Annotated in this window: 14 protein-coding genes; all 14 read left to right on the top strand. The window is 50.3% G+C overall.

Going from position 1 to position 14,052, the window contains the following annotated elements; genetic code table 11:
* The first annotated feature begins 16 nt into the window (after nt 1-16).
* Nucleotides 17-718, top strand: coding sequence for a molybdopterin-dependent oxidoreductase (locus BLV66_RS07270; RefSeq protein WP_086987143.1), 702 nt, complete (start codon nt 17-19; stop codon nt 716-718).
* Nucleotides 719-981: 263 nt separating this feature from the next.
* Nucleotides 982-1,593, top strand: coding sequence for an anthranilate synthase component II (locus tag BLV66_RS07265; RefSeq protein ID WP_086987144.1), 612 nt, complete (start codon nt 982-984; stop codon nt 1,591-1,593).
* Nucleotides 1,574-2,953 carry an aminodeoxychorismate synthase component I gene (gene pabB / locus BLV66_RS07260; protein WP_176974171.1) on the top strand — a complete coding sequence of 460 codons (1,380 nt, stop codon included), beginning with the start codon at nt 1,574-1,576 and terminating at the stop codon, nt 2,951-2,953. The genes BLV66_RS07265 and pabB overlap by 20 nt, the downstream gene beginning before the upstream one ends.
* Nucleotides 2,950-3,762, top strand: coding sequence for an aminotransferase class IV (locus BLV66_RS07255; RefSeq protein WP_086987145.1), 813 nt, complete (start codon nt 2,950-2,952; stop codon nt 3,760-3,762). The genes pabB and BLV66_RS07255 overlap by 4 nt, the downstream gene beginning before the upstream one ends.
* A 159-nt stretch (nt 3,763-3,921) precedes the next feature.
* The gene (locus tag BLV66_RS07250; RefSeq protein ID WP_086987146.1) at nt 3,922-4,785 is read left to right on the top strand and encodes a tRNA 2-thiocytidine biosynthesis TtcA family protein; all 864 of its coding nucleotides are present in this window, start codon (nt 3,922-3,924) and stop codon (nt 4,783-4,785) included.
* A gap of 49 nt (nt 4,786-4,834) precedes the next feature.
* On the top strand, nt 4,835-5,299 hold the full coding sequence (locus BLV66_RS07245) for a hypothetical protein (protein ID WP_086987147.1): 465 nt from the start codon (nt 4,835-4,837) through the stop codon (nt 5,297-5,299).
* A gap of 30 nt (nt 5,300-5,329) precedes the next feature.
* Complete coding sequence (locus tag BLV66_RS07240) at nt 5,330-5,890, top strand: NUDIX hydrolase (protein WP_086987148.1); 561 nt, start codon at nt 5,330-5,332, stop codon at nt 5,888-5,890.
* Nucleotides 5,891-6,062: 172 nt separating this feature from the next.
* Nucleotides 6,063-6,947, top strand: coding sequence for a VOC family protein (locus BLV66_RS07235; RefSeq protein ID WP_086987149.1), 885 nt, complete (start codon nt 6,063-6,065; stop codon nt 6,945-6,947).
* A gap of 40 nt (nt 6,948-6,987) precedes the next feature.
* Nucleotides 6,988-8,187, top strand: a complete 1,200-nt coding sequence (locus BLV66_RS07230; protein WP_086987150.1) for a hypothetical protein — start codon at nt 6,988-6,990, stop codon at nt 8,185-8,187.
* Nucleotides 8,188-8,283: 96 nt separating this feature from the next.
* Nucleotides 8,284-8,538, top strand: a complete 255-nt coding sequence (locus BLV66_RS07225; RefSeq protein WP_086987151.1) for a DUF6718 family protein — start codon at nt 8,284-8,286, stop codon at nt 8,536-8,538.
* 217 nt (nt 8,539-8,755) lie between these two features.
* Entirely contained in the window at nt 8,756-9,667 is a 912-nt protein-coding gene (locus BLV66_RS07220; protein ID WP_086626731.1) for a LysR family transcriptional regulator, read from the top strand.
* Nucleotides 9,668-9,867: 200 nt separating this feature from the next.
* The gene (gene metF, locus BLV66_RS07215; RefSeq protein WP_086987152.1) at nt 9,868-10,767 is read left to right on the top strand and encodes a methylenetetrahydrofolate reductase [NAD(P)H]; all 900 of its coding nucleotides are present in this window, start codon (nt 9,868-9,870) and stop codon (nt 10,765-10,767) included.
* Nucleotides 10,764-11,429, top strand: coding sequence for a vitamin B12 dependent-methionine synthase activation domain-containing protein (locus BLV66_RS07210; protein WP_086987153.1), 666 nt, complete (start codon nt 10,764-10,766; stop codon nt 11,427-11,429). Before metF ends, BLV66_RS07210 begins: the two co-directional genes overlap by 4 nt.
* A 16-nt stretch (nt 11,430-11,445) precedes the next feature.
* Nucleotides 11,446-13,827 carry a homocysteine S-methyltransferase family protein gene (locus tag BLV66_RS07205; RefSeq protein WP_086987154.1) on the top strand — a complete coding sequence of 794 codons (2,382 nt, stop codon included), beginning with the start codon at nt 11,446-11,448 and terminating at the stop codon, nt 13,825-13,827.
* The last annotated feature ends 225 nt before the right edge of the window (nt 13,828-14,052 follow it).

The raw sequence follows: 14,052 nt of genomic DNA, 5'->3' as shown, positions 1-14,052 counted from the left end.
GAAAGAAGGCATTTTGATGAAAAAAGCGGGGAGAGTCATAGTGAAGGACCGCCATGCCAATCGTATTTCTGGCAAGTACCTGTTTTTGTTGTTGAGTCTGCTGCTCTTTGGTTGTGGAACCAGCAATGATGACAATACAAGTGAAACTGATTTGGAAGAGCTGACCAAAATCGAAGTGACCGAATACGAAGGACAAGATTTGTCTTCTTTGACCGATTTTCGGGAAAACTCAATCAAAGGACCTCAGTACATAGACATAAATGACTACACGCTGACGATCGATGGCTTGGTCGAGCAGCCGGTTGCCTTATCCTACGATGAAGTGTTGGACAATCAGAAGTACACAAAGGTTGTGACGCTGCATTGCGTGGAAGGATGGAGCGTCGACATCCTTTGGGAAGGGGTGCTGCTTGCGGACCTGTTCGAAGGAGTTGACGTTCAGAAAACCGCTGATACGGTCATTTTTTATTCTGAGGATGGTTACAGCACAGCACTGCCGCTTCGGACGATCATGGATAAGCAACTGATGATAGCTTATAAAATGAATGGGGTGGTATTACCACCAGAAAGAGGCTTTCCGTTCCAACTGGTAGCGGAAGATAAGCTGGGATACAAATGGATCAAATGGATAACCCGCATTGAACTGTCCGATGATGCGGACTATGAAGGCTATTGGGAACAGCGGGGGTTTGACAATGATGCGGATGTCAAACCCTGAATAGAGCGGCGGCAGTGACTTTCAGACTGTATCCGCGCAGTTGCCGCTTTCGGTAAAGACAGAATGGCCAGGACTCTTGTCCGGGTCATTTTTTCGTAATAAGTCAGTTTTATCAAAACTATAGGCTGGCGTCTCAGCTTTTGGTATGATGGTCTTATCATTTTTAGAAGTTCTGACGAACCAGCTGGAAAGAGTGCGCGACATCGCGACATATGGAATAGGATAAGCGATTGGAAAAAATAACAGTAATGATGAGGATACGTATGATACTTGTAATAGATAATTATGATTCCTTCACCTACAATCTCGTCCAATATCTGAGACAATTGGATGAGAACGTTGTGGTGAAACGGAACGATGAGATAACAATAGAACAGATAGCAGCACTTGATCCGCTGATGATCCTGATTTCCCCGGGTCCGAAGACGCCTAATGAAGCAGGAATCAGTCTGGATGTCGTCAAACATTTCTCAGGAACTGTCCCGATTCTGGGCATCTGCCTGGGGCATCAGACAATCGCCGGGCTATTCGGCGCGGCAATCGTTAAGGCGAAAGAGCCTGTTCATGGGAAGGTTCACGCCATCCATCACACAGGGAAAGGTGTCTTCCAAGGTTTGAAAAGTCCACTGAATGTCACAAGATACCATTCTTTGATCGTGGAAAAGGGGAGCCTTCCGGAAGCGCTGGAAGTCACAGCATGGACAGAAGCTGGCGAAATCATGGGCTTTATTCACCGGGAAGAGCTGATAGAGGGGGTACAGTTCCACCCCGAGGCGATCCTGACGGAGCATGGCTTGGATATGTTGCGCAACTTTTATGAGCGCGCCAAAAAAAAGCAGGAAGGGGCGATTTTTGATGGAAAAAAGCAAGACTGAGATCGTGATCAAGGAAATCGTCACCGAACTTTCGAGCTTCGAGCTGTTCTCTTTGTTCCGCGACCGCAAGCATTGTTTTTTCCTTGACAGCGGGATGGATCCGGAAAAGTTGGGACGCTATTCCTTCATAGGGTTCGATCCTGAAATGACGCTGACTGCCAAAGCGGGCGTGGATGCTTTTGCAGAACTGAAAGCAATATTGGAAGAATATCAGCTGGAGTATGCAGGCGAGCTTCCTTTCATCGGCGGAGCTGTCGGCTACTTCGGCTATGAGCTGCGCCATCAGGTGGAACGGTTGCCGAAGGAAGCGTATGATGATGTCCAGATTCCGGACAGCTTCTTTGGCATCTATGACGGGGCGATTGTGGTGGACCATCTTTTGGGGAAAGTTTATCTTGCCTCGCCCGGGTTCTTCGGCGATCCAGAAAAGTGGGTGGCCGAGGCGGAAAAGGTCATTATGGCGGCGGAAGGGCTGCATTTCAATGTACAGGGCTTGGATTTGGACAGCGAAACCAGACCGAAACTCACCGCGAACATGACAAAAACATACTATTTGTCGGCAATCGCGCGCATCAAGGAGTACATCCGTTCCGGCGATATTTACCAGGTCAACATGACCCAACGCTTCCAATGCCGGACGGAAGCATCCCCCTACGAGCTGTACACGCGCTTGCGTAACATCAACCCCGCGCCTTTCGCCGCCTACATCGACTTCGGCATGGGCCAGCTGTTGAGCAGTTCGCCTGAGCGGTTCCTGCAGATCCGCAAAGGCAAGGTTCAGACTCGGCCAATCAAAGGTACCCGTCCACGAGGCGCCACCGAGCAAGAGGATAGCGCGAACCGCCAAGAGTTGCTGGAAAGCGAGAAGGACCGAGCTGAATTGCTGATGATTGTCGATTTGATGCGCAATGATTTGGGCCGTGTCTGCAAGACAGGCAGCGTCAAGGTTACGGAAATGTACCATATCGAGGACTACAGCACGGTTTTTCAGCTCGTTTCGACAGTCGAAGGGGATTTGGAAGACGGCATCCATGCGCTCGACTGCATCAAAGCCACCTTTCCGGGCGGATCGATAACTGGCGCTCCGAAAATCAGGGCGATGGAAATCATCGATGAAATCGAACCGACCCAACGCAACGTCTACACCGGCTCAATCGGCTATGTCGGCTTCAATGGCGATGCTGATCTGAACATCGTCATCCGGACAATCCTGCAGAAAGGAGACACCGCCTATTTTCAGGTCGGCGGCGGAATCGTCTGGGATTCGGATGCGGAAATGGAATACGAGGAGACGCTTGTGAAGGCCAAGGCACTCATCGAGGCGCTGCAAGCGGAATTACCGGAAGGGGAAAATGAATGAAAGTATTTTTGAATGATGCCTATCTTGAGGAAGATGCAGCGCTGATCAGTCCGCTATCCCCGGGCTTCATGTACGGATACGGGGTTTTTGAGACGATCCGCGTGTCCGGCAAACAAGCACTGTTTCTGGACCAACATCACACACGCATGGTTCTTGCGCTTTCGGTTCTGGGGATGACTAGCCCCTATCAAGAAACCGAGCTCCAGCCGATCATCGACAAATTGCTGGATTTGAATGGCGTCTCTGAAGGATTCGTAAAGGTCGTCTGCAGCAAAACGGATTCGAAAATGCAGCATAATCAGGAAGCGGATATTCTGATCCTGACAGGAACGAAAACCTACAAAGAGGAATATGCAACAGGTTTAAAAGTGTGTTTGGCGGATGCGAGAAGGAACGAATTCTCCAAAATCGTCGGCATCAAAAGCATGAACTACACGGAAAACATTCTAGAAAAGGAAGCGGCAACGAAGAGAGGTTTTGATGATGCCATATTTTTGAACACGCATGATCATGTTGCTGAGGGGTGCGTTTCGAATGTATTCTGGGTGAAGGACGGGATCGTATACACCCCGTCGCTGGACTGTGGCATTCTGGAAGGTACGGCAAGGGGGAGGGTGATCCATAAATGCACTGAACTTCAAATCCCCGTCCGCGAAGGGACCTACAGGTTTGAAGAGCTTTTCAGGGCGGATGAAATGTTCCTAACCAATGCCCTTATGGACGTCATGCCGGTGAGTATTCTGGAAGACAAGAACTTTAATATCGGTGCTTATCAAGTGGTGCCCCAGCTCCGGAAAAATAGGCGCTAACCAGAGCGCTCTATTGATTCCTAGCTGCAACTCCGAGGAAGCCCGCTATATCGGAGAATGCCTGTGAAATGCAGGTTGAACTCCAGCGAAGCCTGCGTTCCCCGGAGCAAAAGAATAACAACACAACCGGGCAGCCCGCAAGAAAGGAAAACCGAATAGATGGAAAAGTGCGATCAAATCGAAAGAAGTCTCATAAAAAAATACCGAAAACCTTTATGGCGGCCATTCATCAAAGCAATCCAGGAATATGACCTGATCCAGAACGGCGACAAGATAGCCGTCTGCATCTCCGGCGGGAAGGATTCCATGCTGATGGCAAAACTGATGCAGGAACTGCAACGGCATGGTCCGATCAGTTTCGAACTGGTCTTTTTGGCGATGAATCCGGGATACAGCGAACAGAACCAACAACAGATTTTGGATAATGCCGCATTGCTAGACATCCCGCTGACCGTTTTCAAGGCCGCCATTTTTGATGTCGTGGAGAACGTGGACTCTTCCCCTTGTTATCTTTGCGCGCGCATGCGCAGGGGCAGCCTGTACCAAAAAGCCCAGGAGTTCGGCTGCAACAAGATCGCTTTGGGCCACCATTTCGATGATGTAATCGAGACGATCCTGATGAATATGTTCTACGGCGGGACCATCGAGACGATGATGCCGAAACTGCGCAGCCGGAACTTCGAAGGGATGGAGCTGATCCGGCCTCTTTATCATGTGAAGGAAGCGGATATAATCGCCTGGAAGGATTACCATCAACTGACATTCCTCCAGTGCGCCTGCCGATTCACGGAAATGCATGAGAATCAACCAAGTGGTATCGGCGGTTTCAAGCGCAAAGAGATGAAGGCGTTGATCGGACAACTGCGCGAACTGAGTCCGCTCATCGACGGGAATATCTTTCAGAGTGTGCAGAGCGTGAACCTCGAAAAAATCATTTCTTACCGAGATCGGGACGGAAGGCATCATTTTCTTGAAAAATACGCGGATGGGGCTGAAAGGACGCGCCCAGATATGGTAGAATGAGTCGAACCTCCGCAAAAAATCGGAGAACATTAATAGGGAGTTGAATGAAATGACCTTGTCATTCGAAGAAAAAAAAGCGATATTTGATGATTATAAAGAACTGACGGCTGTTCCGGTCTCGATGAACCGGATCAATTATCATTTCAATGCAAGTGCGGTGGACCACAAAATCGCCGTCCGCTTCCTGCATCCAAACGGCAATGCCTTCATTTATGCAGGCTACCTGCCGAAAGAAGAGACGGATAAAGGCTATATTTCCGTATTGGAAAGCGACGAAGGAACAATCCGCTTCCTGCTGGAAAAGGCGATTTCCTTCCTGAAAAAAACCGAAGATGGCTATGAGGAAGGCTACTCGGAAAAATGGGTGGATCGGTCCGGAGATGTTCTGTTGCTGATCTACGATAATCCGATGTGGTCGGTTGCATTGAAGAACGGTCAAATGGAAGGGATCTTCAAGACCCGTGATGCGGCTGTCGGTTATCTGAACGATGAAGGTTTCTCGCGGACCAATTAACCGCCAAACGCATGCGAAAGGAAGGCTGTCATGGGAATCAGACAAATGCTTGCGGACTATTCTCCCTTCAATGCGCAGGAAGAAAAAGATCGTGAGTTGATGCTTCGCTATCTGGATCAGTTCGATGATCTGTTCAGGCGTGAGAATGAGTTCGCCCATTTCACCGCTTCGAGTTGGGTCGTCAATCGCGAGCGGACCAAGGTTCTGATGGTCTACCATAACATCTATCAGTCTTGGGCTTGGATGGGTGGCCACATGGATGGCGAAACCGACTTTCTGGCGACAGCCATCCGGGAAACGAAGGAAGAGACGGGTGTCGAGCAGGTAACATCGTTATCGCAGGAACTCTTTTCGCTCGAAATATTGAGTGTGGACGGGCACGACAAAAATGGCAAACAGGTAGGGACGCATGTGCATCTGAATCTGACCTATCTGCTGGAAGCGGACGAGATGCAACAGACGAGCATCAAACCGGATGAGAACAGTGCAGTTGCCTGGATGGGGTTGGATGAGGCGCTCGCCAAGTGCAGCGAACCCTACATGAGGATCATTTACGCCAAGCTGAACGATAAATTGAATAGAATGCAATAGCCGCTCAGCGTCGATGGTTCTCATTTTCCATCGCCAACGAAAAGTGGCATAATGGCAGTGGAGAGCACCGACTGCGCCGAAGAACATATTCGGCGGGTCGGTGCAGCCGCTGTTTTTTTGTCCATTTGCACTGTCGGGGTCGGTATGAAAAAGATTAAGGGGGAATTTATCTATGAATAGAATTGTTCCGCATTTTTGGTTTGATACGCAGGCTACAGAAGCAGCCGAATTCTATACCTCATTGTTCGATAATTCCAAAATCACAAACATCAGCCAAATCCAAAATCCACCACCATACGGAGATGCCGAGATTGTCTCGATGACGTTGGCCGGTCAGGATTTCATGGCGATCTCGGCAGGTCCATATTTCCGCCTCAATCCGTCCATTTCCATCCGAATCGATTGCGCATCAATGAAAGAAATCGATTTCCTTTGGGAAAAACTTTCGGATGGCGGCACGGCGCTCATGCCGTTGGATGCTTATCCCTTCAGCAAAAAGTATGGTTGGACGGAAGACCGCTACGGCCTGTCCTGGCAGGTCATGCATGTCGGTGAACGGGAGATAGAGCAGAAATTGACGCCGACACTGATGTTCACCAACAAACAGTGTGGCAAAGCAGAGGAAGCAATCCGTTTCTATGAGGCAGTATTTTCGGATACCGAAATCGACGGAATGGATTACTACGGAGTTGGGGAGGAACCGGATGCGCCCGGGACGGTAAAGTTCGCCTCGTTCAAGCTGGAAGGCCAAGCGTTCGCAGCCATGGACAGCGCTCAGGCTCATGATTTTGAATTCAATGAAGCTTTCTCTTTCATCGTCAATTGCGAAAATCAGGAAGAAATAGATTACTATTGGGAAGCCCTATCTTATGTCCCGGAAGCGGAAAATTGCGGATGGCTGAAGGATAAATACGGGGTATCCTGGCAGATCGTTCCAACGGACATGAACGAGATGATGCAGACAGCGGATCCTGAAAAATTGGCACGCGTCACAGAGGCAACTCTGAAAATGAAAAAATTAGACCTTGCGGAACTTAGAAGAGTTTACGAAGCCTAGTCACTGTTTTTTGCATGGTTGCATGAAAGAAGGATGCAGGATGAATAAGAAGGTTTGGTGGAAAGGGTTCTTCTGGAGTATCAATTTGTTATTTTTGGCGATTTTGTTGGGATTTTCAGGTGTTGCTTCGGCCACTACCATGAATGCGGAAAATCTGGATCATTTGGCTGCAGGTGAGACGATTGAAGGACCGGGTTTCTTTGCGGGTAATGTGGTGAAAGTAGATGGAAATGTGGAGGGGACGACGTTTGTGTCCGGGCAGGATGTCCGGATCAACGGCAATATCAACGGTGATCTTTTTGTTGCTTCCCAAACGATTACCATCAACGGGACAGTGACCGGCAATATTTATGGAGCTGGGCAAGCACTTACCTTTGATGGGCAGTCGGAAAGCGATGTTTTCTTTGCCGGTCAGAGTATCTCCATCGGACAGGATGCGTCCATTGGCAGGGACTTATTTGCGGCTGGCGCTACCATCCTGCAGGATGGGATCATCCAACGCAACCTCTTCGGCGGCGGAGCCGAGATTGTCCTGAGTGGGCAGATCGGCGGGGATGTCAATCTTCAGACGGACAGTCTGAAACTCCAGGACGGCGCGAACATAGCGGGAGACCTCAACTACAAGGGTGAAAACGAAGCTGACATCGGAACCGGTGCAACGATCGCCGGAGACACCGATTGGGAATTTGCCAAAACGACGAACGTGGACAGAGAAGTCGCGGTGAAAGAGACGAGAACTCCGGTAAGGAAATTTTTCTGGTTCCTCTGGAGCTTGGCGAGCGCTTTGCTGATCTGGTTCCTGATTCGGATCTGGCGGCCTAATTTCTGGAACAACACGGCTCGCCCATTGGCTGAGAAGCCATTAAAGACGTTAGGTGTCGGTTTACTGACGCTGCTGGTCGTGCCGCCGATGATCATCTTGGCGATGGTCACCGTCATCGGGATACCAGCAGGCTTCATGTTAAGTGCCGTCTACACGTTTTCGCTATATTTGTCGCGGATCATCGTGGCGGTTTTCATCGGACAGTGGGTGGCGAAGCGCTTCAAATGGCCAGAGCTGCATAAGGGAGTCTGGCTGGTGCTCTTGGGATTGGCTATCCTCGGGCTTTTGGGGCTGCCACCGTTTGTCAAATTCCTCAGCTCCTTGCTGACCGTTATGGCGGGCTTAGGTGCTTTAGTGATGGCCCACTACAAGGCTACGCCTGAAGAAACCAGCGTTCAGACCGAGCTGGACGTATAAGGAGCCGATCCGAAAGTGTGGAATCAGCAACGGAATCGCCAATTTTTTTCACCGGTAGCGTGGCCTTTTTGCTATAATGGACCCTGAGGTGAATCTATGAAATTCGTAGTAGCAAGGACATTCAAAAAGAACGGCAGTGCAGCGATCGCAATCGATGCAGTGCCATCGATTATGGGCTATTCGGAAGAATTGGAGCAACGTTTCGGCCGGAAAATCGAGGTGCTCCTGCTGAGCGGAGACTCCGCGGAAGCCTTGGAAGAGGCATGGCCGGAGTACGCTCCTATCGCGGTGGTTGACAACCAAGAAAGCTTCGAACGCACGATAGAGGAAAAAGTCAGCCGGAAAAAATAGCATCTGATCGGCGCGGAAGCATATTGAAATGCTGCCGCGCCGATCTTTTTTTGCTCCGATGAAGACAAGTCTGGCCGGAGCAGGCATCGTTTTTCCGATGCGCATCAGCCCGTCCTTGGCCGTGCGGGAACCCATCTGGTATAATCGAGGCAGAATCAAAAAAACATGCCAAATAACCGCTGAGGCGGCCAAAGCAGCGAGAGGAGAGGGAAGACAGATGACCTTAAAACAATTAAGATATATGCTGGCAGTCGCGCAGTACAAATCGATCAACGAAGCTGCAAAAAAATGCTTCATTTCGCAACCTAGCCTATCGAACGCCATCAAGGACCTTGAGGAAGAAATTGGCTTGGAACTGTTCATCCGGACCGCCAAAGGCATCACCTTGACCGCAGAAGGCAGCGAATTCCTGAAGTATGCCCAGCAGGTGATCGAGCAAGCGGAGTTGCTGGAGCAGCGCTATCTCGACAAGAAACCGGCCAAGCAGTTGTGCTCCATTTCGACCCAACACTACGCGTTCGCCGTTAGCGCGTTCGTCAACATGATCAAAAAGAGTGGAGCGGATGAATACAAGTTCACCTTGCGCGAGACGCGCACCCATGAAATCATTGAGGACGTCAAAAGTTTCCAGAGTGAAATCGGCATCCTCTACCTCGATTCGTTCAACCGCAATGCGCTCAAAAAGATCCTGCAGGAAAGCCAATTGGAGTTCCATCCTTTGTTCGAAGCGGAACCGCACATCTTTGTCAGCGTCCGCAATCCCTTGGCGTCCAAACAGAGCGTCACCTTGGCGGATCTCGAGGATTATCCCTACCTGTCGTTTGAACAGGGCGAGCATAATTCCTTCTATTTTTCGGAAGAGATTCTCAGCACCGTCTTCCATAAAAAAAGCATCCTCGTCAGCGACCGCGCGACTTTGTTCAACTTAGTGATCGGCTTGGACGGCTATACTATCTCCACCGGCGTACTTAGTGAAGAGTTGAACGGAACTGACATCGTTTCCGTACCTTTGGATGTCGAGGACCGGATGGTGATCGGTTGGATCGCCAACAAGAAAGCCGGAATTAGCCGGCAGGCGGCAGCCTACATCAAGGAGCTGAAAGCAGTAATCCGGACCTACGGGAATTAACGGGTTCGGCCCTTTTTGGGTATAGTCTTTTACTATAACTAAGTATATTTTTTTGGTGTTACTCTATATCTTCATTCCGTGTCATACTATTGGAAATAAATGACTACTTGCGGGTATTCATCAACTGACATGATCAATTGTACACAAAGTAAGTGCGCTTGGGATTTGCCACTTTGAACAAATTGAAGGAGGACATGATTATGAAGATTAGAGATATGATCAGTAAAGGGGAACCTACCGTTTCGTTTGAAATTTTTCCGCCGAAGAGCAGCTATTCCCTCGACACCGTGTTCGACACTTTGCATGACCTGAAGGACCTGCATCCCGATTTCATATCCGTGACTTACGGCGCTGGCGGAACCGCCCAAAGCAATACGGTTGAAATCGCATCGCGTATTAAAAAGGATTTCGGCATCGAGTCGATTGCCCATTTGACAGGCTGCACCTCCACAAAAGAGGGCATGAAACGGACATTAGCATCAATCAAAGAAAGCGGCATCGAAAACATCCTAGCTTTGCGGGGTGATATCCCACAAGAAAAATTGGCGGACAAGAACTGGCATCCGGAATACCGTTATGCTTCCGAACTCATCGACGATATCAAAGCAGCAGGTGATTTTTCGATTGGAGCGGCTTGCTATCCGGAAGGGCACGTCGATTCCATTAACAAAGTGGATGACCTGAAAAATCTGAAAAGAAAAATGGATCATGGTGCCGACTTCATGATCACGCAGCTTTTCTACGACAATGATCTTTTCTATCAGTTCAAGGAGAAATTGGATCTCGTTGGCATCGAACAACCGGTCATCGCCGGGATATTGCCGGTTCTGAACATCAAACAAGTGAAACGGATCCAGGAAATTTCCGGCTGCAATCTGCCGCCAAAATTCCTGCGGATACTTGATAGATACGCGCACGATCCGGCATCGCTGCAGGAAGCGGGCATCGCCTACGCAGTCGATCAGATCATCGATCTGCTTTCTTCCGGGGTGGATGGCGTCCATATCTACACGATGAACAAGCCAGACGCGACAAGAAGAATTATGGAGAACATCTCCTGTGTCCGCAAGGCAGTCTGCAGAAAAGAGCCGCAAAGATGAAGACGGATCTGAAGCTGGTCGCAAAGTATCTTGGCTTCGGCAACAAACAACCGGACGAACGGACAAAGCACGATATGGAGGCCATCGCTGCCCAGTTTGAGCAGGCGATCACCGGGAAATGGACTTATGGACACTATCTCCTGGACCACTCAGTTGAAGGCTTAATTACGTTGAAAGGGACTGCTGTTGTGCTGGAAGGAAAAAGCATCACCCGCATGCTTAAACGATGCAAAGAGGTCTACATCATGGTCTGCACGTTAGGCGCCAAGGGAGACCTCCTCATCGAACGCAATAAAATGATGTCGCCGACCTTAGGCATGATCGCTGATTCCTGCGCCTCCGCATTCGTCGAGACGATCGCGGACTGCTGCCAGCAGGAAATCGAAAGCCAACTGCCGGCGGGATCCGCATTGACGTTCCGCTATGCGCCAGGGTATGGTGACCTTCCATTGGCCACCAACAAAACGCTGCTCGGGGAATTGCAATCCGATAAGCGGATCGGGGTCCATCTAACGGATTCTATGCTGATGACGCCAAGAAAATCGATAGTGGCGATATTGGGCGTTCTGGAGGAAGGCACCTCCAAAGGGGAGAACCATCGCTGCGGGAACACCAGCTGCAACGAGTGCGATCTGAACGCCAGCTGCACGGCCAGAAGTTAAGCTAGGAGGCAAAGGAATGGATATCAGGAAACAAATTGGAGAAGAGCTGCTTCTCTTTGATGGAGCGATGGGCACGATGCTCCAGACATACGGGATGAAAGCCGGCCAAAATCCGGAAGCGTTGAATCTGGAGGATCCAGAGCTGCTCGGCCGGATCCATCGGGAATACGTCGAAGCCGGCGCACAATTCATCACTACAAATACATTCGGTGCGAATGCCTACAAACTGCAAGAGACCAGCTATTCCGTTGCGGAAGTGATTACTGCTGCCGTCGAAATCGCCAAAGCGGCAACGGCAGGGACCGGGGCGAAAGTGGCGCTTGATATCGGACCGGTAGGGAAGATGATGAAACCGATTGGATTGCTTGATTTCGACCAGGCTTACGACTATTTCCGCGAACAAGTGACGATCGGAGCCGCGGCCGGAGCCGATCTGATTCTCATCGAAACGATGTCGGATCTGGCGGAAATGCGCGCGGCCGTTTTGGCTGCAAAAGAAAACAGCAACTTGCCGATCTTTGCGACCATGACATTTACAGAGGACGGCAACACCTTGACCGGAACCGAACCGGAAATCATGGCGCTCTCTTTGGATGCTTTGGGTGTGGATGTACTGGGCGTAAACTGCTCATTGGGGCCAAAGGAACTGATTCCCATCATCAAAAGGATTTTGGCCTTCACGAACACACCTGTGATGGTGCAGGCGAATGCCGGCATCCCTGTGACTGAAGCGGGAGTCGCCAAATATAACGTCGCTTCCACAGATTATCTGGAGGTCGCGAAGGAACTGGCCGTTTTGGGGGTTTCCGTAATCGGCGGGTGCTGCGGTACGACCCCGGAATATATCCGTGATCTGGAACAGGCCAAGGTGTCTTTTGTGAAACGGGAAGCCAACAAACTGAAGCGGTATGTCTGTTCCGCGCAGAAGAAGGTTTGCTTGGATGGCCAGATCACCCTCATCGGTGAACGGATCAACCCGTCAGGCAACAAGGCTTTGAAGGAACAATTCGTGGCAGGCAATCCGTTGGCGGCCATCAAAGTCGCTTTCGAACAGGTCCAAAAAGGAGCGGATGTGCTGGACGTCAACACCTCTTTGCCGATGATCGACGAAACGGATTACATGACAAAAATCATCGATGGCATGAGCGGCCTGGTTGAAGCGCCGCTGCAGTTCGATTCGACCAAACCGGAAGTGCTTGAAGCAGCTTTGAGGCGCTACAGCGGCGTCGCAATCGTCAATTCGGTCAACGGGAAAGAATCCTCGATGGCTGAAATCTATCCGATTGTCCAGAAATATGGCGCCTTTGTCGTGGCCTTGTGTCTGGATGAGGCGGGCATCCCGGATGACGCTGACGGCCGGACCAAGGTCGCCCAGAAGCTGATTGATCGAGCGGGAGCATATGGCATCGGATCCGAAAGATTGTTGGTCGATTGCCTGGTGCTCACTGCAGCTGCCCAGCAGAAAGCGGTCATGGAGACGTTGAAGGCATTGCGTTGGGTCAAGGAAAACACGAAAGCGTTGACCACTTTGGGGCTGAGCAATGTTTCCTATGGACTGCCTTTCCGAGCCTTGATCAACCGCACCTATTTTGCGATGGCCCTGACTTCGGGATTGGATACGGTCATCATCAACCCAGGGGCCGACGGAATCGTCGACACGATGCGCGCCTTCAATGTTCTTTCAGGGCAAGACGAAGGCGCTATCGACTATATCGACTACAACAACAAAAAGGCTGTGGTCAAATCCGATGGGCCCAAGCAGGAAAATGCGGCCCGTTCCTACCGGGAAATGCTCTTGGAGGGCGACGAAACAGGCATCATGAAGGCCACAAATGTGCTGCTTAAAGACAATACTCCGTTGGCTGTCGTGGACGATCACATCGTGCCGGCATTGGATGAAGTCGGCAAGCTCTATGAACAGAAGAACATCTTCCTGCCTCAGCTGATCCGCGCCGCCGAAACGGCCGGAAAAGCTTTTGAGACGATCCGTGCGAAACTTGCTGCAGGCAATGAGAAGCTAGAATCGAAGGGGACGATCGTGATGGCCACTGTAAGAGGGGATATTCACGATATCGGAAAGAATCTGGCGAAAGTGCTGCTTGAAAACTATGGCTACGACGTCATCGACCTGGGCAAAGATGTCCCAATCGAGGAGGTTGTCGCTGTCGCCAAGCAACACCAGGTCAAATTGGTCGGACTTTCTGCTTTGATGACGACGACCGTCACTGCGATGGAGGATACGATCACGGCCTTGCGCGAGGCGGGTCTGCCCGTGAAAGTCTTCGTCGGTGGTGCCGTACTGACAGAAAAGTACGCCAAAGCTATCGGTGCGGACTATTACTGCAAAGACGCCCGAGCCGGCGTCGCAGTAGCTGAAGAAGTCTTCAGTACAAATTAAGAAAAGCTGAACGGGTTCGCTTAGCCCTGAAAGAAATTTAGGAAATCGTGCCGACTGAGCACCGTAGAGCGCAATAGGTACGATTTATCTAATTTCCGAAGGGCTTACCCGTGAAGCTAGCCATCATTATTGGGTGCTAGGAACAATTTACAAACATGTGAAACACCAACGGTGATGCACTTTTGGGTTCGAAATATTTTATATTTTCCTGAAATTAAAAAAAAT

The organism is Trichococcus collinsii (assembly GCF_900107505.1).
GTDB lineage: Bacteria > Bacillota > Bacilli > Lactobacillales > Aerococcaceae > Trichococcus > Trichococcus collinsii.
This window is presented reverse-complemented; position numbering and strand designations above follow the sequence as displayed.

Bases quoted from the DNA above. Each gene is read 5' to 3' on its own strand.
- BLV66_RS07270 (WP_086987143.1), top strand. From the start codon at position 17: ATGAAAAAAGCGGGGAGAGTCATAGTGAAGGACCGCCATGCCAATCGT.
- BLV66_RS07265 (WP_086987144.1), top strand. From the start codon at position 982: ATGATACTTGTAATAGATAATTATGATTCCTTCACCTACAATCTCGTC.
- pabB (WP_176974171.1), top strand. From the start codon at position 1,574: ATGGAAAAAAGCAAGACTGAGATCGTGATCAAGGAAATCGTCACCGAA.
- BLV66_RS07255 (WP_086987145.1), top strand. From the start codon at position 2,950: ATGAAAGTATTTTTGAATGATGCCTATCTTGAGGAAGATGCAGCGCTG.
- BLV66_RS07250 (WP_086987146.1), top strand. From the start codon at position 3,922: ATGGAAAAGTGCGATCAAATCGAAAGAAGTCTCATAAAAAAATACCGA.
- BLV66_RS07245 (WP_086987147.1), top strand. From the start codon at position 4,835: ATGACCTTGTCATTCGAAGAAAAAAAAGCGATATTTGATGATTATAAA.
- BLV66_RS07240 (WP_086987148.1), top strand. From the start codon at position 5,330: ATGGGAATCAGACAAATGCTTGCGGACTATTCTCCCTTCAATGCGCAG.
- BLV66_RS07235 (WP_086987149.1), top strand. From the start codon at position 6,063: ATGAATAGAATTGTTCCGCATTTTTGGTTTGATACGCAGGCTACAGAA.
- BLV66_RS07230 (WP_086987150.1), top strand. From the start codon at position 6,988: ATGAATAAGAAGGTTTGGTGGAAAGGGTTCTTCTGGAGTATCAATTTG.
- BLV66_RS07225 (WP_086987151.1), top strand. From the start codon at position 8,284: ATGAAATTCGTAGTAGCAAGGACATTCAAAAAGAACGGCAGTGCAGCG.
- BLV66_RS07220 (WP_086626731.1), top strand. From the start codon at position 8,756: ATGACCTTAAAACAATTAAGATATATGCTGGCAGTCGCGCAGTACAAA.
- metF (WP_086987152.1), top strand. From the start codon at position 9,868: ATGAAGATTAGAGATATGATCAGTAAAGGGGAACCTACCGTTTCGTTT.
- BLV66_RS07210 (WP_086987153.1), top strand. From the start codon at position 10,764: ATGAAGACGGATCTGAAGCTGGTCGCAAAGTATCTTGGCTTCGGCAAC.
- BLV66_RS07205 (WP_086987154.1), top strand. From the start codon at position 11,446: ATGGATATCAGGAAACAAATTGGAGAAGAGCTGCTTCTCTTTGATGGA.